Here is a 21,571-nt window from a genome sequence, read left to right as displayed (position 1 = left end):
TACATATCATCAGTTTATACCTGAGAAAGGTCTATGTTTTTTATCAACTGTTCCAAATGTTGATTGAAAAAGCTTTATTGCCACACAATCATCAACATTACCTTAAGGCATCTGCGAAACCAGTTCATCCGAATCAATACACAAAAACAAAAATTAAACGGTTTCTATCTTATTTGGCAGTGGTTTTATTATTTTTGTCAGTAAATAAGACCTCTGACAATCATACGTTCTATGGCTAAGAAAAAAACCAAAACCAAATCAAAAAAACCAACATTTACAGAGAAATACAACAACTGGATTGCTAACCTGAAAGACTTCAAATTCAGATTCATATCAGGGATCGCAACCATTGGTATTGCCTTTTACTTTCTACTGGCATTCTTTTCTTTTCTATTCACTGGTTTTGCCGATAAAAGCAAGTTTGACATTAGTTTTTGGGAACTTTTCAAAAACCCGGATATAACTGTTGAAAACTGGACTGGAAAACATGGTGCCTACCTGGCCGATCTGTTCATTAACCAGGGCATTGGAATTGCTGCTTTTGCCATTGTATTATTATTGTTTGTTATAGGTTTCCGCTTGTTAGGCGCCCGCATCGTTTCTTTACGCAAAGCTTTTGCTCACTGTATTATTATCAGCCTATGGCTTTCTGCTACCCTGGGCTTTTTATTTATCAGTTCGGTTGATGATCGCTATTTATTACTAGGCGGAGCACATGGCTTTTTTATAAGTAAATGGCTAACGGCATCCATTGGGGGTGTTGGCACGGTTATCTTACTTATAGTTAGTTTAGTCACCTACCTTTCTGTCACTTTTGAATCGTTTTACAGATTGGTTAGCAGCCCCCTCGACAGAAAGAATACTGAAGAAATTCAAACAACGGCAGAACCCCCTGCTGAAGGGCAGCCTGTTATCAGGGAACCTGAAACAGAAATGCCTGAAGAAGCAGAAAATGAAGAACAAACTTTCGACAAAGAAATTGAGCTGGAGACAGAGCAGATAGAACCAATAGAAGAACCTGTTTCAATACCTGAGGCTGAGAAAGGATCTACCCTTGAATTTTCACCTACAGTGGATGCTCCCGTAGATGATGAACCAGATCTGAGTTTAACCATTGAAAAGAGTGAGGAAGAAGAAATTCTTGATGCACTTGACAACGAACCGTTGGGCGATTATGACCCCACATTAGACCTTTCATCATACAAACTGCCGGATATTGAATTACTGGACGATCATAGCGCCAATAATGCGGAAGTGTCGATGGAAGAACTGGAGACCAACAAAAATCGCATTGTTAAGACGCTGGAGGATTATAAAATCCAGATTAAAAACATTAAGGCAACCGTTGGTCCAACAGTTACCTTGTACGAAATTGTACCTGCCCCAGGAGTGCGCATCTCCAAGATTAAAAACCTGGAAGATGACATTGCTTTGTCATTGGCAGCACTTGGTATTCGTATTATCGCTCCAATTCCTGGACGTGGTACCATTGGTATTGAGGTGCCAAACTCAGAACCTGAGGTGGTGGCAATGCGCTCTATCATCAATGCTAAGAAGTTCCAGAATTCAAAATATGAATTACCAATAGCATTAGGTAAAACCATTTCCAATGAAACATTTGTTCTTGACCTGGCAAAAGCGCCACACATGCTGGTAGCCGGGGCAACAGGACAAGGTAAATCTGTTGGTCTTAATGCCATTATTTCATCTTTGCTATACAAAAAGCACCCATCGCAATTAAAATTTGTAATGGTTGACCCCAAAAAGGTAGAGCTCAACATCTATTCGAAGATCGAGAAGCACTTCCTGGCCAAAATGCCGGATGAAGAAGATCCGATCATCACTGATGTACAAAAGGTAGTTAACACGCTTAACTCACTGGCCATAGAAATGGATAATCGTTACGAGTTACTGAAGACTGCGCATGCCCGTAATATTAAGGAGTACAACCATAAGTTTGTTAAACGTCAGCTTAATCCTGAAAAAGGTCACCGTTTCCTTCCTTATATTGTGGTTATCATTGATGAGTTTGCCGATTTGATCATGACAGCAGGTAAAGAGGTGGAGCTTCCTATTGCACGAATTGCACAGTTGGCCCGTGCTGTTGGTATTCATATGATCGTTGCAACCCAGCGACCATCTACCAATATTATTACAGGTGTGATAAAAGCAAACTTCCCTACTCGTGTGGCTTTTAAAGTGGCTTCGATGATTGACTCACGCACGATCCTGGATTCTCCGGGGGCTAACCAGCTAATTGGACGAGGTGATATGTTAATATCTCAGGGTAGTGACCTTGTGCGTGTGCAGTGTGCTTTTGTCGACACGCCTGAAGTGGAACGCATTAATGATTTTATTGGCTCGCAACGCGGATATACTTCCGCATTCCTGCTGCCTGAGTATGTTGGAGAAAGTAGTTCTGATCAGGCTGCCGGTGAAGTTGACCTGAGCAAACGTGATTCTATGTTCGAAGAAGCTGCCCGTGTGGTGGTGGCCAATCAGTCAGGTTCCACATCTTTGATCCAGCGACGCTTTTCAATAGGTTACAACCGTGCAGGACGAATTATTGACCAACTGGAAGCAGCTGGCATTGTAGGTCCGTTTGAAGGCAGTAAAGCACGCCAGGTTCTGATTCCGGACGAACTGGAATTAGAAAAGCATTTAAGTCAATTTAACTAGTTCTGCTTTTTTGGAACAGTTATTGAGTGATGATTAACATCTAACAAATTAAAAAAATGAAAAAAATACATTATATGAAATACGCACTAACATTGGTTTTGGCTTCTATCAGCCTGTTTAGCTTTGCTCAATCACAAGAGAAAGCCAAAGAAATATTAGATCAGGTATCTGCTAAAACAAAGGCCTACCCTTCCATTGTAGCTGACTTCTCGTTCTCATTGGAGAATCTGCAGGAAGACATTAAGGAAATTTACGAGGGTAACATTATCCTTAAAGGCAACAAATACAAAGTCAATTTAATGGATGTGGACAGCTATTTTGATGGAGAAGTTCTTTACATGCATAATATTGATGCAGGCGAAGTAAACATTACCATACCGGATCCAGAGGACGAAGAAACCTTGAATCCGGCTACTATATTTACCATTTATGAAGACGGTTATACTTATAATTATATAGCAGAGGGAACTATTAACGGTAAAGCTTGCCACGAAATAGATCTGTATCCGGTCAATCGTGACAAACCTTTTTCACGTATTAAACTGCTTGTTTTAAAAGATAACCTTCAGCTGTATTCTATTCGCCAGGTGGGCAAAGACGGGAATAACTACACCGTTATCGTTAAAAACATGACAACAAACAAACAAATTGATGATAAGACATTTGTTTTTGACAAAGCAGCCAATCCTGATGTGGATGTAATTGATATGCGATAATACATTATAACAATAATGAGAAAGCCCGGTTCATAGCCGGGCTTTTTATTGGCTTACCTCAATTGCAATTCAACGTTGGCGCAATTCATGGAAGATTCGTTACTCCACAATTTCTTTAAATCTATAACAGATAGCTTCCGGACTTTCCCGCTGCATTTTTCCTTATCCCTGGTATAGAGATTCTAAGATTTGATCAGGCCAGAAATAGAGCATAATAGTCCATCCTTCGATCTGGCATTTCCCATGTAGCTATTTTATCGAAGCTCTCTTACAGTTCATTAATTCTGGGAATAGAAAAAAATGACGGGATCGTTATTTCCTTAAATAGATAAATGCACCTTTAAGATCACAATCTGACAACAAACCAACTTCCTTAGCATCTTGAAGATAGCATGATCCTATAAAACCACAATCCAACAAAAGCTCAAATTCGTTCAAATCAGACATGTTTTTGCTGAACATTTGCTTTGCCAAAAGGTTATTATTTGCAAGTAGCGAATAAAAGATGTTTAAGTATTATAGCAATATTAGCAATGTTTCCGATGAATTTATCAGCAATCAAAAGTTAAACAAAACTTTGGCTGATAATTACTTTGAAAAACTCCGTGAAGTTTTAAGAGGTGGTGGTGAAAAAGCCGTTCACAAACATATTAAAAAGGGGAAGTTAACAGCTCGTCAACGAATAGACTACCTTATAGATAAAGATTCTTTTTTTCTGGAGCTTTCAGCATTGGCTGCCATTGGCCAATATGACGATGCATTCCCATCTGCAGGTATTATTACCGGGATAGGTCAGGTGCATGGACGACATGTGATGTTAATAGCTAATGATGCGACGGTAAAAGGCGGCACCTACGTATCCATAACCATTAAAAAGCATCTAAGAGCACAGGAAATTGCCCTTCAAAACAATCTGCCTTGCGTGTATTTGGTTGATAGTGGTGGCGTGTTTTTGCCACATCAATCCGAGGTATTTCCCGACAAAGATGATTTCGGACGAATATTTTTTAATCAGTCCCGCATGTCGGCTCAAGGCATTGCACAAATAGCCATTGTTATGGGTTCCTGTACTGCCGGAGGAGCTTACGTTCCGGCCATGAGCGACGAAACAATAATAGTAAAAGATCAGGGCACAATTTTTTTAGCGGGCCCTCCATTGGTTAAAGCTGCTACCGGCGAAGATGTCAGTGCCGAAGAGTTGGGTGGCGGAGCTGTTCACACCCAAATATCGGGCGTAGCCGATCATTTGGCAGATAGTGACGAGCATGCTATACATATCTGTAGAAATATTATTGAGACTTTACCAACAGAGAACGATAACACCATAGCTGCAGCTGAACCGGAATACAGCACAAACGAAATTACCGGATTAATCCCTGAAAGCGGCAAGCCATTTCCTGATGTCAGAGAAATTATTGCCCGCCTGGTTGACAAGAGTGCCTTTCACGAATTCAAGAAGGATTATGGAACTACCCTTGTTACAGTTTTTGCCAAAATTGAAGGTCGGCAGGTAGGAATACTGGCCAATAATGGCATATTGTTTTCTGAATCTGCTTTAAAAGGAACGCACTTTATCCAGCTTTGCAATGAACGGAATGTACCCATGTTGTTTTTACAAAACATTACTGGTTTTATGGTTGGTAAAGACTACGAACACAAAGGCATTGCCAAAGATGGAGCTAAAATGGTAAATGCCCTGGCTAATTCAACGGTGCCATACTTCACGGTTCTTATGGGTGGCTCATATGGAGCCGGAAACTACGCCATGGCAGGCCGGGCATATGATCCGCGCTTTTTATTTATGTGGCCCAATGCACGTATTTCTGTCATGGGCGCTAAACAAGCCGCACAGGTACTGACAACCATCAAGCGTGACCAGGCGGCAGCTTTAAACCAGGAGGTTGATGAAGAACAGTTGAAACAAATTGAGACTTCCATACTTAAGAAATACGAAAGAGAAGGTTCCCCATATTTCAGTACCAGCCACCTTTGGGACGATGGTATTATCACCCCCGAATCGACACGACAAATAGCCGGATTGGTACTCAGAATCATTGATAAACATGAAAAGAAGGATACAAAATATGGCATCTATAGAATGTAACAACAAGGACCTGGTGCAATTAAACCAATCCAATGGGATCAGCCGTATTCTTCTCAACGATACGAGCCGAAAAAATGCGCTTTCTAAAAACATGCTGCAATGCCTGATAGCGACATTAGAAAAGCTAAAAGATGATGACAAACAGAAAGTAATTGTTATTCGTGGGGCTGGAAATGTTTTCTGTTCAGGTGCCGACCTGCAATGGATGAAGCAGGGGCTTCTTCAAACCGATGAAGAAAACAGGCAGGATGCCGCTTTATTTTACATGCTGTTTGATCTACTAAACAGCTTTCCAAAACCTGTCATTGTCTGGGTTGAAAAATTTGCTATAGGAGGAGCCCTGGGGCTGCTGGCATGCGCCGATCATGTCATTGCTGATTCCACTGTCAAACTCACTTTTTCAGAAGTTAAGCTAGGTTTGATACCTGCAACAATAGCACCATTCGTAGTCAATAAAATTGGCATATCACAAGCCAGATCGCTTATGCTGAGTGCCGAAACGTTTAGTGCCAAAAAAGCCAGAAGATTAGGGCTTGTCCATGAGGTATTGCCTGCCAGAGCCATTCCCGAGAGAGTTGATGAACTATGTCGTCTGTTTAAGGCAAACAGTTCACAGGCTATGGCCTCAACCAAACACTTGCTTAATAAATTAGAAGCAAAAACTAACGATACTGATATAAAAGAGTTGTGCCTGTCAAAGATTGCAGAATCACGAAAATCGGATGAGGGTCAGGAAGGGGTTAAAGCTTTCTTTGAAAAACGTCGACCCCAATGGTATAAATAAGAAGGAAACGAGACGGAGATGAGAAAAGTATTCATACCAAACAGAGGAGAGATTGCCGTTCGCATAATCAGGGCCGCACACCAAATGGGGCTGAAAACTGTGGTCCTGCTGTCTGAACTTGAAAAAGATACACTGCCAGCCAGACTGAGTGATGAAGTGCATTATTTTGAGCACGGACCTTTCAAGGACAATTATCTGAACATTTCATTTGTCATTGATATAGCTAAACATTATGAGGCAGATTGCATTCACCCCGGTTATGGTTTTATATCTGAGAACAGTGAACTGGCTGAAGCCTGCGAAAAAAACAATATCCTTTTTGTAGGTCCGACTGCCGACAACCTATTGCGCATGGGGGATAAACAAATGGCACGTTCCATTGCCCGATCAGCCGGCGTTGCTCTAACACGATCCTGGGAAGGCAATCTTCAAAACATCCTTTCCGAGGCCGAAACTTTGCCGTACCCTGTCCTGGTAAAAGCAGCCATGGGCGGCGGAGGAAAAGGTATGCAAATTTGTTACACCAAAGATGAATTGCTTCATCAATTGCCCATCTTAAGCACACAAGCCAAACGTTATTTTGGTGATGAACGGATATACGTTGAGCAATACATCGAAGAAGCACGCCACATTGAAGTTCAGGTCCTGGCCGATAATGATGGTAACACAGTTCATTTATTTGAACGTGAATGTTCTGTGCAACGCCGTTTTCAAAAAATAATTGAAGAAGCGCCGGCACATAATCTAGCCGATTCCATTAAAGAGAAACTCTATAAAGATGCTGTAATGCTTTGCCGGGCTATTGGCTATAGAAGCGCCGGAACTGTTGAATTTTTGGTTGATAAAAATGGGCAGCATTACTTCCTTGAGATGAACACACGCATTCAGGTTGAGCATTGTGTAACAGAAGAAATAACAAACCTTGATTTGGTGCAATGGCAATTTAAAATAGCAAATGGTGAAAAACTGTCTTTTAAGCAGGATGACATCATTCAACGAGGTCATGCCATTGAGCTGCGAATTTGTGCCGAAGATCCTTTAAACAACTTTCAACCAAACCCTGGACAGATAAAATCCATACATCTGCCTCCTCAAGATAATGTACGCCTTGAAATTGGTTTCGACAAAGCCCTTGAGATTCACCCTCAGTTTGATCCTATGATCGCCAAGCTGATCGTTCATGCTGATATCAGGGAGCAAGCCATCAGGAAAGCCATTGATGCCAACAGGCATTTGATTGTTCGTGGTATAAAAACAAACGCTGCATTTCATGATACGATCCTTCAGACTGAGGCGTTTAAGAAGGCAGTAATTCATACTCGTTTTTGTGAAGATAATCATGCTGAACTTATCCTAAATAAAGAGACGGACACCAATATTATAAGGTTGGCCTACGTTGTTTTCAGGTATCTGCACATTAAAGATCATTTCTGGCGTCAATTACCTCTTTTTGATTTTTCAATTGACGGACAAAGCTGCTCAGCGCAATACACTATAAGCTCCAATGGAATAGATATCAAACTGGAGAAGGATATGTATCGCGTAAGCAATATTAAAATTGATGTACACAAGCTTCAGTTCGAACTTAACAACCAACTGATTAACTGTTATTGCTTCCAAGAGAGCGATAAAGTGGAAATCATTCATCAGTTAAAGAGCCACACGATCAAAGCGCATGACTGGCTGCCCGAATACAAGCCGGAAAACAATGGAGAACAGGTATCAAACAGTAATAATTATTCTGCTCCTATCCCATCGCAGGTAATGAAAGTACATGTTAAGGATGGTCAGAAAGTAAAAAAAGGTGATCCGTTATTAGTACTGGAAGCCATGAAAACTGAAAATCACATTAAGGCCTGGAAAGATGGCATAATTGAAAAAGTATACATCACAGCGGGAGAACAAGTAAAACTAAATCAAGCCTTATTGGCTTATCAAACGAATATTAACACATAGCTCATAGCAAGAAGCATTAAGAAATGTCAATACTAAACACAGAACAACACGAAACATTCCGACAAAAAGTAAGAGCTTTTGCCGAGAAAGAAATTAAACCTTTGGCTTCACAGCTTGATGAGAATGAAACATTCTCAGTTGAACTGGCAAAAAAAATGGGGCAAGAAGGTCTTTTTGGAATTGATATCCCCAAAGAATATGGAGGACAAGGGATGGATACTCTCTCTTATATCATAGCCGTTGAAGAGCTTGCGCGTGTAGACAGTTCCCAGGCTGCAACCATGTGCGCTCACAATAGTCTTGGACTTGCTCCTCTTTATAATTTCGGAACTGAGGAACAAAGACAGAAATATGTCCCGATGTTAACCTCCGGTGAAGGATTATGGGCCTTTGGATTAACTGAAGTTAATGCCGGTTCAGATGCACAAGGCGTTGAAACCATAGCCGAAGAAAATGGCGACCATTGGTTGATAAACGGTAGCAAGCGATACATTACCAATGGCAGTAACGAGCTAATGAAAGGCGTAACCGTACTTGCCGTTACCAACGGTGAAAATGGTAAAAAGCGTTTCTCAACCATACTGGTTGACAGGGATAGCGAAGGCTTTCAAACCAAACGCATGCTTGGTAAAATGATGTGGCGTGCATCAGACACTGCCGAATTGAAATTCACCAATATTAAAGCTCCAAAAGAGCAGCTACTCGGTAAAAAAGACAAAGGTTTGGGGCAAATGCTGAAAACACTTGATTCTGGCCGACTATCAATCGCGGCAATGGGTCTTGGTCTGGCACAGGGAGCCTTTGAAATGGCCATGGAATATTCTAAGAAAAGGGTACAATTTGGTAAAGCTATCGCCGAATACCAGGCAACGTCATTTAAACTGGCCGATATGGCTCTAAAACTTGAACTTGGTCGAAATACACTGTATAATGCCTGCAAACTGAAGGATGCCGGAAAACCATTTGGCAAAGAAGCAGCCATGGCAAAATTATATTGCAGTGATATTGCCAAAGAAATTTCAGATGAAGCTATACAAATATTTTCTGGTCAGGGCTTATTAAAATCATCAGCCATTGAGCGGTTTTACCGTGATCAGCGTATCTTACAAATAGGTGAAGGAACATCTGAAATTTTACGAATTGTTATAAGCAAGCATTTGGGATTAGTGTAAGTTCAGCTTATTTTTATCCTGATTAAACAAAATTCATCTGATGGAAGACAGGAAACGCGATCACATTGATCTGGCATTTAGCTCAAGATTAGAAGGTAAGCATGTTGATAACCGCTTTGATTATGAACCTTTGTTTGGTACACACGCCAAACAAAAAAAGGAATACCAGTTTGCCGGTAAAAAAATGACCTTGCCACTTTGGGTATCCAGCATGACAGGTGGCACCCAACGTGCAGGCACCATCAATAAAAATTTAGCACAAGCTTGCGCTGAGTTTGGTTTGGGAATGGGGCTGGGCTCCTGTCGCATCCTGCTCGATTCGCCTCAGCATTTTAATGATTTTAATGTACGCCCGATAATGGGCGATGCCGCTCCTTTATTTGCCAACATTGGTATTTGCCAATTAGAAACGATGCTTGAAGAAGGTAGCACTGACAAGCTGGGGGAATTAGTTGAAAAGCTGTCTGCTGATGGATTGATCATTCACATCAATCCGTTGCAAGAAGCTTTTCAGCCTGAAGGTGACCAACAGAAAAGACCAGCCATAGAGTTGATTCAGGATTTTCTTCAACAGGCGAAACTCAGAATAATAGTAAAAGAAGTAGGCCAGGGCTTTGGCAAAGAAAGCCTGAGGCATTTACTTCAATTACCGATAGAAGCCATTGAGTTTGCCGCTATGGGTGGTACTAATTTTTCACTCGTCGAGCTAAACCGTTCCAATGCAGTTGCAGCCGAGGTTTTTAATCCGTTTATTCACGTAGGTCACACAGCTGAAGATATGACCCTTATGGTGAATCAACTGGTTAGTGAAATGCCTGCTGATGACATTAAAGTGAAACAACTGATCATCTCAGGTGGTATTTCAAGCCTGCTAGATGGCTATTACCTAACTTCCATTGCCAAACTTCCTGCATTATATGGAATGGGATCGGCCTTTTTACGTCATGCGATGGGTGATTACAGCAAACTCAAAACATATGTAGAACAAATAGACCATGGCTGGAGCCTGGCTAATAATTTCCTCAAAGTAAAACAAGTATAAAATGCACTCATTAATTAAAGGATTTTCCAGGTTAAGTCGTGAAGATAAAGTAGCACTCTTGCTTGAACAGCAAGAGTTAGCGCCTCAGCTGGCTGAATCATTTCAGGAGTTTTTACATCCTGTAAAACAGCATTTATTTAATGATATTTCAGAGAACATCATCTCTAATTACTATTTACCTTTTAGCATAGCCCCTAATTTTCTGATAAACGACCATCTCTATATGATCCCCATGGTTATCGAGGAAAGTTCAGTTGTGGCTGCAGCATCTAAAGCTGCAGGTTTTTGGGCAAAAAACGGAGGCTTCAGTACAAGGGTAATTGATACGCTTAAAAACGGTCAGATTCATTTTACCTGGAATGGCAATATTCAAAGCCTTGCGTCTGTCAAACATGAAATTCTTGAATTAATAACCACAACAACGGACCATATCACTCAAAAAATGCGGGAAAGGGGCGGAGGCATTGTTGACATTGAATTTAAAACAATTGCCAACATGCTGAATACCCATCAGGCATTGATTAAATTTAAAACTGCCGATTCAATGGGTGCTAACTTTATTAACACCTGTCTTGAAACCATTGCTCCCCATTTAATGGATTTCATCAACAAGCACCCACAACTGAAAAGTGAAGACAAGGCAACAACCATCATGTGTATTCTAAGCAACTACACACCCCAATGTCTTATTGAATGTAGTGTAAGGTGTGATGTTGAACAACTAAAACCCTATGCTGGCAACTATTCTGCTATTGAATTTGCTGATCGTTTCAAAACCGCAGTTGAAATTGCAGTTAATGATCCTTACCGGGCTGTTACCCACAATAAAGGCATATTCAACGGTATTGATGCTGTGGTATTGGCCACAGGTAACGATTTCAGGGCCATTGAGGCCGGAGCACAAGCCTATGCTGCGCAATCAGGTACTTACTCAAGCTTAACCACGATTGAGATCAACGATAAGCAATTTACATACACTTTAAAAGTGCCACTGGCACTTGGCACAGTTGGTGGATTAACCAATACACATCCAATGGCAAAGGCTGCCATGCAGATTCTTCAACAACCCACAGCTGAGCAATTGATGCAAATAGTTGCAGCGGCCGGCCTGGCCAATAACTTTGGAGCAGTGGCGTCACTGGTTACAAGCGGTATACAAAAAGGTCATATGAAGCTGCATCTAAGTAATGTTCTAAATGCCCTGGAGGCAACTGAAACTGAAAAAACATTGGCACTCAAACATTTTAAAGACACTGTGGTTAGTTACTCAGTAGTTGAACAGTTTTTAAACCAATTGAGAAAGTGATACAAGAGGAAAGTACACAGTCATATTATGCCCATGGAAAGTTACTGCTTAGTGGTGAATACCTTGTTTTATCGGGTGCCAGAGCTTTGGCTTTACCTTTAAAGTTTGGTCAGTCATTAGTTATCCAACCTGCTCAGTCAGGTTTTTTCAGGTGGAAAGCCCACAACACATCAGGTCATTGGTTTGAAACGGAATTTGATGACCAGCTTAATATCGTTCATTCGAACAACACCAGGCTAGCTCAAAGCCTGTCGTCCATAATCAAAGCATGCATCAGCTACCGTGATGACATTAAAGATCTAATTTCCAACACCGAAGCCATTACAAATCTGGAGTTCAATCCCGACTGGGGATGGGGCAGCAGTTCAACACTTATTTCATTACTATCGCAATGGCTGGGAGTTAATCCTTATTTATTGCTTAGTGAAACCTTCGGCGGCTCGGGCTATGACATTGCCTGCGCTACTTCCAACTCTGCCATTACCTACCAGTTAATAAACAATGCCCCTAAAATTGAAAGCGTTAATTTCAATCCGGAGTTTTCTGATAACATGTACTTTGTATACTCTGGCAGCAAACAAAGCAGTAAAAATGAAATTGCCCGGTTCTCCAAACTCAATGTCTCCGAATCAGCTATTGAACAAATAAACTGTTTAACCAATGATATGCTAAACAGTAAAGAGTTAAAGGATTTTGGAAAGTTAATGGAGCAACACGAAAGCATTATCAGTAAGATTGTTCAATTAAAACCCATTAAAAATGAACATTTTGAAGATTTCAAAGGTTATATTAAAACATTGGGAGCATGGGGAGGTGACTTTATAATGGTTATTTCAGAGGAACCGGCAAACTATGTTAAGACTTATTTTGAAGAAAAAGGACTGAAACACCTTTTCAACTTTAACGATATTAAAATAAACTAATGACCGCACCTAATTTCAATAATTATATAGCTGCAACCAGTGCTCCTTCCAACATTGCCATAGTAAAGTATTGGGGTAAAAAAGGCATACAGGAACCTGTTAATCCAAGCATAAGCTTTACACTTTCAAAATCAATTACAAAAACAAGTATATCCTATTCACAAAGTGACCGTGATCTGTCCATTGATTTTTTGTTTGAAGGAAAATCCAAAGAGGCTTTTATCCCAAAACTCAAGACGTTAAGAGAGCGCCTAATAAATCATTTACCATTTCTTAAATCCGGTTCGCTGAAGATTGAAAGTTCAAACACTTTCCCGCATTCAAGCGGCATAGCTTCATCAGCCAGTTCAATGGCATCAATTGCCAGGGCTTTATACAATATTCAAATCCAAATTGATCCTGATGTAACAGCCAATGATAAACAAGCATTTATATCAGAAATGGCACGTTTAGGTTCAGGTAGTGCCTGTCGGTCTACAATGCCAGGTTGGGTATTATGGGGCGAAACTCAGGTCTTATCAAAGTCCCATAACAAATATGGAATCTCGATCAATACGTACATACATCCTATGTTTAATGATTTACAGGATACAATTCTGGTAATTCGTAAAGGTGCTAAATCTGTTAGCAGTAGCATAGGTCACCAGTTAATGGAAAATCATCCTTATCGCGATGGCAGAATCAAACAGGCCAACAAAAACACAGAACTTTTGCTGGAGGCACTTAAAAATGGTGACTTTGAAGCCTTTGCAAAGGTATCTGAAGAAGAAGCATTAAGTCTTCATGGTCTGATGATGAGTTCGTCTCCTGCCTACACCTTACTGGCCCCGGAATCACTTAGGGCAATCAAGCGAATTATTAAATTCAGAGAACATCATCATATACCCCTGACATTCACACTGGATGCCGGGCCGAACATACACCTGATATACCCGAAATCACAGAGCAAAATTGTGCTTCCTTTTATTGAGGAGCACCTGCGTGTATTATGTGATAATGAAGAGGTTATTTTTGATGAAATATCGTTACAGTAACAGAAAACAACAGAGCACTTTGATGCAAGACAAGAAAGACATATACTATTCAAAGGTGATGCTGTTCGGAGAATACAGTATTATTATGGGATCAATGGGATTAACTATCCCTTACTCACATTTTAATGGTGAACTGCGCTATATTAATAACGATAGCTACACTAACCTGAATTTTGCCAGACACTCTAACCAGCAGTTAAAAGATTTAGCTGACTACATATGCACGCTTAAGAAAAAAAATAAACTAAAAGTTCAACTGGATACAGATAGCTTATTAAGCGATCTGGATAAGGGACTTTATTTTGAATCATCAATACCTGAAGGCTATGGACTGGGCAGCAGTGGGGCCCTGGTTGCTTCTCTATACAATAAATATGGCATTAATAAAAAAGAAGCTCATGCCGCTATCAGTGATGATGAATTGATAGAATTAAAAGCAATTTTTGCTCAAATAGAATCATTTTATCATGGTACCAGCTCAGGCATTGATCCTTTGATCTGTTACCTGAAGCACCCGATCGTTCTTGAGAACGCCCAACATATTTCATCAGTTGGCATACCTCGACGGGATATCCTCAATGAAGATGCCATTTTCCTGGTCGATGCTGAAACCACTGGTAAAACAGCCCCTCTCGTGAAGCTGTTTATGGATAAAACCAAAGACAGCTCCTTTAAAGAAAAAATTGATAATGAGCTAACACCAACGACCAATAAATGCATTCACCACCTTCTAAAAGGGGAATTGAATAGCATGTTTGACCACCTGCTGAAACTCTCCGATTTTCAGTTTAAGTATTTCAAGGAGATGATTCCTGAGAATATCCAGACATTTTGGAAGGAAGGATTGGATAAGCAACTATTCACCCTTAAGCTATGTGGATCCGGAGGCGGGGGATTCTTCCTGGGATTTACACGTAATTATTCACAGACGAAAACGTATTTTTCAAAACATGGTAAGGATATCATCCCTGTTTATCAGGAGGTGTAAGAGGCCCAATAAAGTTGAAAGTTATGCTATGCGCTGATGAAGGATGCTTAATGCCGGATTATTCGTTTGAGGTACAAACGCCATAAGGATTCATTGGCCCTGACGTGATACCTGTATCGCATGTATTGTTTACTCGGAAAAAACTCATAGAACAAAAGCATCAGCTTATTGGATAAGCCCGGCACCCGGCTTAACTGCCTTAGATTTATAAATCGATAGAGTTTTGCATGATCATTACTATCAAGCAAATACGAAATATCCTTGTACAGCTTCGAGTGATTTAGCAAACCGTACTGATCCTTATCAGGTAAAAGCAACATTGCCATATCCACCACGCTCTGCATTGCATCTTTCTTCTTTGGCATGATATGCATTACCTGGTCCACAAAACCTCCATGATCCTTTTGCTGATCAATTAGCAAGGCAATATCCAGCAACCATCCTATTCGCAAACCGCCCATCTCAATTCCCTTCACTGCATGTGCTATCAAGTGATACGCCATCCATAAAGGATTTAGCTGACGCATGCTAACACCTTGTTTTTCTATTTCTATAGTGTAGTTAAAGAAATCTATCCCGGGCGTATGAAAACTACTGCCTAATGAAAACAGCCGTTGATGAATCTCAAGCATTATGCCATCAATATTCACGGCTCGCACATGTGCATCTGCCTGTTCATGATATGGTGACCTGGGAACTACCAATTGTACGGCACCCGCTTTCATTAATACATCCAGTGCCTCCATACCTTTCCCTTCGGGCACCAGTATGTCAATATCACCCATTGGTCGCAGGCCATCATCACCATAAAGGTGACTGGCCAGTGCTATTCCTTTTAAGGCCATTACAGGAATACCGGCTCCTGTCAAATGCTGTTTCACCTTATTATAAACGGCTAAATAACGTTGGTATTTTATGGTATTCTGAAAGTAGATGGCTTTCCAGTTGCTTAGAGAAACCTTATCTAATCCGCTGATAGAATTCTTCTGATGTTGAGCATAACACCAGGCTCCCAAGCCATTGTCGTTACAGAAGTTTATAAATTCACTATCGATTGCCTCTTCAACTTTATACGTTTCCTGTCGAAGTGCAACCAGTTTTATCAGTTGTTCAACCTGTTTGGCAATGTGTTTACTCATGCAATTTTAGCTTTAATAGCAATTCGCCTGGCACTAACAATAAATAAAAGTAAGGCAATTAAACCACATACAACACCAATCATAATTCCCGATTGCGCATCAAGAGCCAATCCTCCATTTTTAAAGGGTGCGACCAACAAATAACTTGAACACACAACGGTCATAAATACAGCTGGTAAGGATAAATACCAATGTAGTTTATTTTGTTTTACCAGGTACATGGCACCGGTCCAAAGAACTACAACGGCTAATATCTGGTTAGATAAACCAAGGTATTTCCATATAGTTGCAAACTCCAATTGAGACAGCACAAAGCCCACAGCAAAAAGCGGGATACTGATGATCAGTCGTCGCTTTATATTCGATTGGTCAAACTTAAACACATCAGCAATGGTCAGGCGCGCACTTCTAAAAGCCGTATCTCCTGTTGTAATCGGACAAGCTATAACACCAACAATCGCAAATATGGCCCCTACGCTGCCCAACCAGGCAACACTTATCTCATTGACCACCCAGGCCGGATTATGACCATCGAGTTGCATGGTCGCATTCAGACCTTCTGCACCTCCGAAAAAAGTCATTGCTGCAGTTGCCCAAATAATTGCCACAACACCTTCAGCGATCATGGCTCCATAAAATACATATCGCCCATAGCTCTCTTTTTTGATCGTACGGGCCATCATAGGTGCCTGGGTACTATGGAAACCACTTAACGCACCACATGAGATAACAATAAACATCATTGGGAACAGGATATTTTCTGTCGGATGGTGATGCCAGTTGGTAAAACTGGCTGCAGATAGTTCCGGCATTTGTAATGAACCGGAAATTCCCCCTAACAACATGGCTCCGGCAATGGCAATGGCCATGATTATCAGGGCAGCGCCAAATAACGGATATATCTTTCCTATTATCTTATTGATAGGCAAAAGCGTAGCGATCAGGTAATAGGCGAAAATCACATACAACCAAATCGTTAAGCCCCCACCGGTCAGATTGGCCAGTAAGCCTGCCGGACCGGAAACAAATGCTACTCCAACAAAAATCAGGAGCAACAGGGTAAAAACCCTTAAGAAATTTTGAAATCCTTTACCCAGGTATTTCCCGACAATCTCCGGAATACTGGCTCCCCCATGCCTGACCGATAGCATGCCCGAGAAATAATCGTGCGTAGCCCCCATAAATATGCAGCCAAATACGATCCACAGATATGCCATGGGGCCATACATAGCACCTAAAATGGCACCGAATATAGGTCCAAGTCCCGCAATATTTAAAAACTGAATGGTAAAGACTTTCCAGGTCGGCATAGGTGAAAAATCCACACCATCAGGTTTTTCGACTGCCGGCGTAGGCCTGGTATCATCCGCTCCAAAAAATCGCTCAATAAACTTACCGTAAAACACAAAGCCCAGAATCAGGGCCAGCACCGCCCCCAGAAATGTCCACATAATTTGAGATTGATTTATTTACACTAACAAAACTAGCTCTTTATGACAGGCTGACAAGTTTATTGAGAAATAATTACCATTCACACTTGAATAAAAATCCTGATTTAGTAAATTCGATTATCAATAGATAAATCCTTAAAATGAAACAGCTACTAATTTGCCTGGCATTATTTGTCAATCAGTTAAGTATGGCATCTGAACTTGACAGCTACCTGCTCCCGGCCCCCAGGCATACAGAACTAACAGGTGGTCACTTACAAGTCAGTCATGGCTACGCCTATCTGCAATCCAATGTTATCCAATTAAGCAAACCTCTTCTCACTATCTTAAATGCCTTTGAACAAAGCGGCATCAAATGCCAGCTATCTCCTGTTATATCAAACCCATACAATACGTTTTTCCAGGCGACGATAGACAAAGATCTAAAACCACAAGCCTATCAGTTGCTCATCAATACGACTCATATCAAACTAAGAGCAGGCAGTGAAACCGGTCTTTATTATGGACTCTTAACCTTGCAGCAAATTGGACAGTTTGCAAGTGAAAAAGGGTACTGGCCATGTCTTGATATTTCCGATGAACCTGATTTTGAGCGTCGGGGTGTTATGCTGGATATCAGCCGCGATAAAGTACCAACGATGACATCTCTGTACAGCATTGTTGATAAACTGGCTGAATGGAAAATAAACGAACTGCAGCTCTATACAGAGCATACCTTTGCATACGAAAACCATGAGACAGTATGGAAAAATGCCAGTCCAATGACAGCCGCTCAAATAAAAGACCTGGATGAATATTGCAGACGCCACTTCATTGACCTGGTGCCCAATCAAAACTCTTTCGGTCACATGAAACGCTGGCTGAAACATGAAGAATACGAACACCTGGCCGAATTACCCCAGCCCGGAAGAACCATTTGGGGCATGATGTCACGAACCAGCCTGAGTCCTGTCGAAGCGGGTTCACTGGAGTTAATGAAAGAATTATATGCAGAACTGCTTCCTAATTTCACAAGTCGGTATTTTAATATCGGTTGTGATGAAACAGTGGAACTTGGTGTTGGCAAATCAAAAGCTTTATGCAAAAAACGTGGCAAAGGAAGAGTATACCTCGATTTTGTTTTAGAGCTCAAAAATGAAGTTGACAAATACGATCGTATAACGCAATTCTGGGGCGATATTATATTACATTACCCTGAGTTGATACCAGAACTGCCAAAAGATATGGTGGCTCTGATATGGGGCTACGAAGGCGACTACCCGTTCAATAAGAACTGTCCTCAATTTCAAAATGCCGGTCTTCCTTATTATGTATGCCCGGGTACATCCACCTGGAACTCCATAATTGGTCGCAACCAAAATGGCTTTGCCAACCTAAAAAACGCTGCTGTTAACGGAAAAAAATACGGAGCAAAAGGTTACCTCAACACTAACTGGGGCGACCAGGGACACTGGCAACCCTTATCGGTCTGTTATCCAACCCTGCTATACGGCGCTGCCTTAAGCTGGAACGTGGAAGAAAATACCGGCATTGATATAGCCATGCACGTATCACGCCAGGTTTTTAAAGACATATCAGGACAAAGTGGTGAAGCAATTGTGATGCTGGGAAATGCCTACCTTAAAATGAATGCTCAAACCAGCAACAGTAATATTTTCCACCAACTGCTTAAACGCAACAGCAAATCCATACATACCGATCGCTGGCTTAAAAACGTTTCAAAACAAGACACTGAGGCTAGCATCCAGTTTATTAAGGAGCAGGTGGAACTTTTTAATTCTGCAAAGCTCAATTGTAATGATGCTGAAATTGTTATAAAGGAGTTCAGCCAGGCTGCCAAGCTGGCTTTACACGCCTGCCATTTAGCTTTGGCTAAACTGGAAACATCAGACGGCTACTTTTCAAGTATCCCCAAAACCCAAAGAGATGAATTAAGATCAGAGCTAAGTGCTTTAATTGAATCCCATCAATCCATCTGGCGCTTGCGAAATCGAGAAGGTGGCTTATCTGATTCAGCTGGCAAAATGAAAGCTGTGCTTAAAACCTACCAATAAATCCTCAAATGTGATAACTTAAAAGCAATAAATATTAAAAAGTGTCAAATATCAATTACCCCCATTATATTCATCAAAAATCATTACTAAATAACTAAAATCATTATCAACCCCCTTTATTTTGAATTAAAAACAATCATTTTTAGCATTTACAACACATCACCCCCTATTTTTTGATACTTAAAAAGCATTTTAATTGTACTTTTTCAAGGTACACCCCCTTAATTATTATCTATTTTACAATTTTTAACACTTTTACTCTTGCAACCCCCAAAATAATCCCCATCTTTGTAATGGATTTTTTCATAAAACTTGGATTTAGTTAGCTGATTTAAGGGTAAGGACAGATAAACGTATCTGTCCTCTCTTTTTTTTATACCCCCTTGTTAATTTAATCCATAAAAAAGACCAACACAAAACTGCATTGGTCTTTCTCCACCTTTCAATTATATTTTATTCATATTCTCCAATTAATATACCTGATATACTCCAGGCACTAAAACTATTACCGGCGGGTTCACCCAAAGGGATTGCCACCTTCATTTGATGTTGCCCTGCTTTTAAGTCCGGCAGCTCTACATACTCGGGGTTAGTGGCTGTACCCGGACACCATCCGCTTCGGCTTAGATCAGAAGATGAAATACCATTCCAGAAATTACCAGACACCGGATTATGCTTTCGATAGGCGGCGCAATCTGTTCTCCATGGGGTAAAGACAAAAACACGGTCGCCATCAATAAAAATCTCATTTTGCTTAGGATTAAACTCATCTCCTCCACCCCAACCTCCGTGGCCGGTTGTGATATAGCGTAGTTTTAAGTTTTTAACACCTTCAGGAATTGAGAAATTTAGTGTGAGGCTATCGTTTTTAAACATAGTACCATAACGCTGACCACCCATTTCCATGACATTACAGGTATTGAAAAGCGGCTGCACAAACATTTTCTTCTTATCCTCTTCCAACCAATCGTAACTGCCGGGATAGGCCTTAATATCAAGAGTCAGCTTATGCCCTCCTCTGTCATAATTGCCAATAAACGCACCTACCAGCACCTCTCCTTCCAGCTGTGATTTCAGATCGCTGACATCTTGTTTATATATCGTATGATCCTCCCATTCGATATCCTTGATTTTTACCCGGTCGTTGAAATGGCGTACCCCAAAAGTTGTAAAAAAGCGCACCAGCTCAACAACCGGCTCATAATTCTCATTTATCACAACACCCTGGTAATCGAGACTATCAGCATCGTAATAAATGGGCAGGGTATTCATCCCGTTTTTCAAGCCATCCCAGAAACTCTGCTCCCTATTGGTTGGTATGACAAAAACGGAACCTGTACGATCATAGGCATCACCATTGCTGTATTGTTTGATCTCTGCAAATACAGAATAGTGATCAGGCGTGGCAGGTAACTTTACTTTTTTAACAATTAAGGTACCTCCTGCAAAATGATATAAGGAGTCCGGTTCTGGCTCATTCACTTTTGAATTCTCTTTGCCCCAGCATATTTGCTCATCGTCAAACACACGTGTACTAATGATCATTTTATCGCGCTTGATATCGCCCAGCTCATTCTTATCAACCTTTTGACCAAGTTCTGCAGGTATTAAGCCAGCTTTAGCTTTTTTACGTAGGATATCAATTTCAGAAGCCAGTGTTTCATAATTGCCGTTGCGAACAATGCTCAACACCAAACCAGGCACATAGCCAACTCTGGGCTGAGGAGTTCCCTGGATACCTGCCTCTGTTGTATACCATACATCAATGTGATTAGAGTTTATAACTGTTTTGGCGTGTCTGCATGAGTATCCAAGTATCTCACGCCTTTCTTCTGTTAATTCGAGCTCGGGCAGATCATCCATCGACGCCACAGAATGAAATACATCACCATCATCAAAACTGGCGATCTGGAATAGTTGCTTATGGGCATAGTCAAGGTAAGCGGCTTCATGCGCATAACCGGGAATTAACTGCCTGACATCAGGTGCATCCCGCCAAACCTTGGCGGTATTGTTGGCAAATTGTACATGCAGTAATGGCATATCGTCACGTTCATTGCCATTATACAAAATCTTATAGCTCACTGAGCCCTGCTTTTTAAACTCCTGGGCAATACTGCTGCTTACTAGGCCTAGTGCAAGCAACAGGAAATAAAATGTCTTCATGTGTATTGAGTTAATTTAAGATGAAGAGCAAAGTTAACTCCACCCCATAAGGGATGC

Annotated in this window: 15 protein-coding genes; 12 read left to right on the top strand and 3 right to left on the bottom strand. The window is 41.0% G+C overall.

Features of this window, described 5'->3' with window-relative positions:
- Positions 1 to 231: 231 nt before the first annotated feature.
- From ACRD69_RS21275 to ACRD69_RS21225, 11 genes are all read left to right on the top strand, one after another.
- A complete protein-coding gene (locus ACRD69_RS21275) occupies positions 232 to 2,679 on the top strand; it encodes an FtsK/SpoIIIE family DNA translocase (protein ID WP_430817163.1) in 2,448 nt (815 codons plus the stop codon).
- A 74-nt stretch (positions 2,680 to 2,753) separates the two neighbouring features.
- The gene (lolA1, locus tag ACRD69_RS21270; RefSeq protein WP_430817162.1) at positions 2,754 to 3,395 is read left to right on the top strand and encodes an outer membrane lipoprotein periplasmic chaperone LolA1; all 642 of its coding nucleotides are present in this window, start codon (positions 2,754 to 2,756) and stop codon (positions 3,393 to 3,395) included.
- Positions 3,396 to 3,900: 505 nt separating this feature from the next.
- Positions 3,901 to 5,499 (top strand): carboxyl transferase domain-containing protein, encoded by a 1,599-nt coding sequence (locus tag ACRD69_RS21265; RefSeq protein WP_430817161.1) that lies wholly within the window; start codon positions 3,901 to 3,903, stop codon positions 5,497 to 5,499.
- Positions 5,459 to 6,283, top strand: coding sequence for an enoyl-CoA hydratase-related protein (locus tag ACRD69_RS21260; RefSeq protein WP_430817160.1), 825 nt, complete (start codon positions 5,459 to 5,461; stop codon positions 6,281 to 6,283). Before ACRD69_RS21265 ends, ACRD69_RS21260 begins: the two co-directional genes overlap by 41 nt.
- A gap of 18 nt (positions 6,284 to 6,301) precedes the next feature.
- Complete coding sequence (locus ACRD69_RS21255; protein WP_430817159.1) at positions 6,302 to 8,239, top strand: acetyl/propionyl/methylcrotonyl-CoA carboxylase subunit alpha; 1,938 nt, start codon at positions 6,302 to 6,304, stop codon at positions 8,237 to 8,239.
- Between the two features lie 23 nt (positions 8,240 to 8,262).
- The gene (locus ACRD69_RS21250) at positions 8,263 to 9,411 is read left to right on the top strand and encodes an acyl-CoA dehydrogenase family protein (RefSeq protein WP_430817158.1); all 1,149 of its coding nucleotides are present in this window, start codon (positions 8,263 to 8,265) and stop codon (positions 9,409 to 9,411) included.
- Between the two features lie 40 nt (positions 9,412 to 9,451).
- On the top strand, positions 9,452 to 10,453 hold the full coding sequence (locus ACRD69_RS21245; protein ID WP_430817157.1) for a beta/alpha barrel domain-containing protein: 1,002 nt from the start codon (positions 9,452 to 9,454) through the stop codon (positions 10,451 to 10,453).
- A gap of 1 nt (position 10,454) precedes the next feature.
- Positions 10,455 to 11,759 carry a hydroxymethylglutaryl-CoA reductase gene (locus ACRD69_RS21240; RefSeq protein WP_430817156.1) on the top strand — a complete coding sequence of 435 codons (1,305 nt, stop codon included), beginning with the start codon at positions 10,455 to 10,457 and terminating at the stop codon, positions 11,757 to 11,759.
- On the top strand, positions 11,756 to 12,682 hold the full coding sequence (locus ACRD69_RS21235) for a GYDIA family GHMP kinase (protein WP_430817155.1): 927 nt from the start codon (positions 11,756 to 11,758) through the stop codon (positions 12,680 to 12,682). Before ACRD69_RS21240 ends, ACRD69_RS21235 begins: the two co-directional genes overlap by 4 nt.
- The gene (locus tag ACRD69_RS21230) at positions 12,682 to 13,716 is read left to right on the top strand and encodes a diphosphomevalonate decarboxylase (protein ID WP_430817154.1); all 1,035 of its coding nucleotides are present in this window, start codon (positions 12,682 to 12,684) and stop codon (positions 13,714 to 13,716) included. Before ACRD69_RS21235 ends, ACRD69_RS21230 begins: the two co-directional genes overlap by 1 nt.
- A gap of 22 nt (positions 13,717 to 13,738) precedes the next feature.
- Positions 13,739 to 14,704 carry a GHMP family kinase ATP-binding protein gene (locus tag ACRD69_RS21225; protein WP_430817153.1) on the top strand — a complete coding sequence of 322 codons (966 nt, stop codon included), beginning with the start codon at positions 13,739 to 13,741 and terminating at the stop codon, positions 14,702 to 14,704.
- 47 nt (positions 14,705 to 14,751) lie between these two features.
- On the opposite strand, the gene ACRD69_RS21220 is transcribed toward ACRD69_RS21225, so the two are convergent.
- Together ACRD69_RS21220 and ACRD69_RS21215 are read right to left on the bottom strand one after the other, a co-directional pair.
- On the bottom strand, positions 14,752 to 15,843 hold the full coding sequence (locus ACRD69_RS21220) for a nucleotidyltransferase family protein (RefSeq protein ID WP_430817152.1): 1,092 nt from the start codon (positions 15,841 to 15,843) through the stop codon (positions 14,752 to 14,754).
- A complete protein-coding gene (locus tag ACRD69_RS21215) occupies positions 15,840 to 17,294 on the bottom strand; it encodes a carbon starvation CstA family protein (protein WP_430817151.1) in 1,455 nt (484 codons plus the stop codon). The genes ACRD69_RS21220 and ACRD69_RS21215 overlap by 4 nt, the downstream gene beginning before the upstream one ends.
- 140 nt (positions 17,295 to 17,434) lie before the next feature.
- On the opposite strand from ACRD69_RS21215, the gene ACRD69_RS21210 reads away from it, so the two are divergent.
- Positions 17,435 to 19,348 (top strand): beta-N-acetylhexosaminidase, encoded by a 1,914-nt coding sequence (locus tag ACRD69_RS21210; RefSeq protein WP_430817150.1) that lies wholly within the window; start codon positions 17,435 to 17,437, stop codon positions 19,346 to 19,348.
- 453 nt (positions 19,349 to 19,801) lie between these two features.
- Here the strand turns inward: ACRD69_RS21210 and ACRD69_RS21205 are convergent, their stop codons facing one another.
- Positions 19,802 to 21,514 (bottom strand): PNGase F N-terminal domain-containing protein, encoded by a 1,713-nt coding sequence (locus ACRD69_RS21205; protein WP_430817149.1) that lies wholly within the window; start codon positions 21,512 to 21,514, stop codon positions 19,802 to 19,804.
- Positions 21,515 to 21,571: the final 57 nt, after the last annotated feature.

Source organism: Carboxylicivirga agarovorans, from assembly GCF_050589845.1.
Classification (GTDB): Bacteria; Bacteroidota; Bacteroidia; order Bacteroidales; family Marinilabiliaceae; genus Carboxylicivirga; species Carboxylicivirga agarovorans.
Note: the sequence above shows the minus strand (reverse complement) of the source record. Positions and strands in the feature narration are given on the sequence as shown.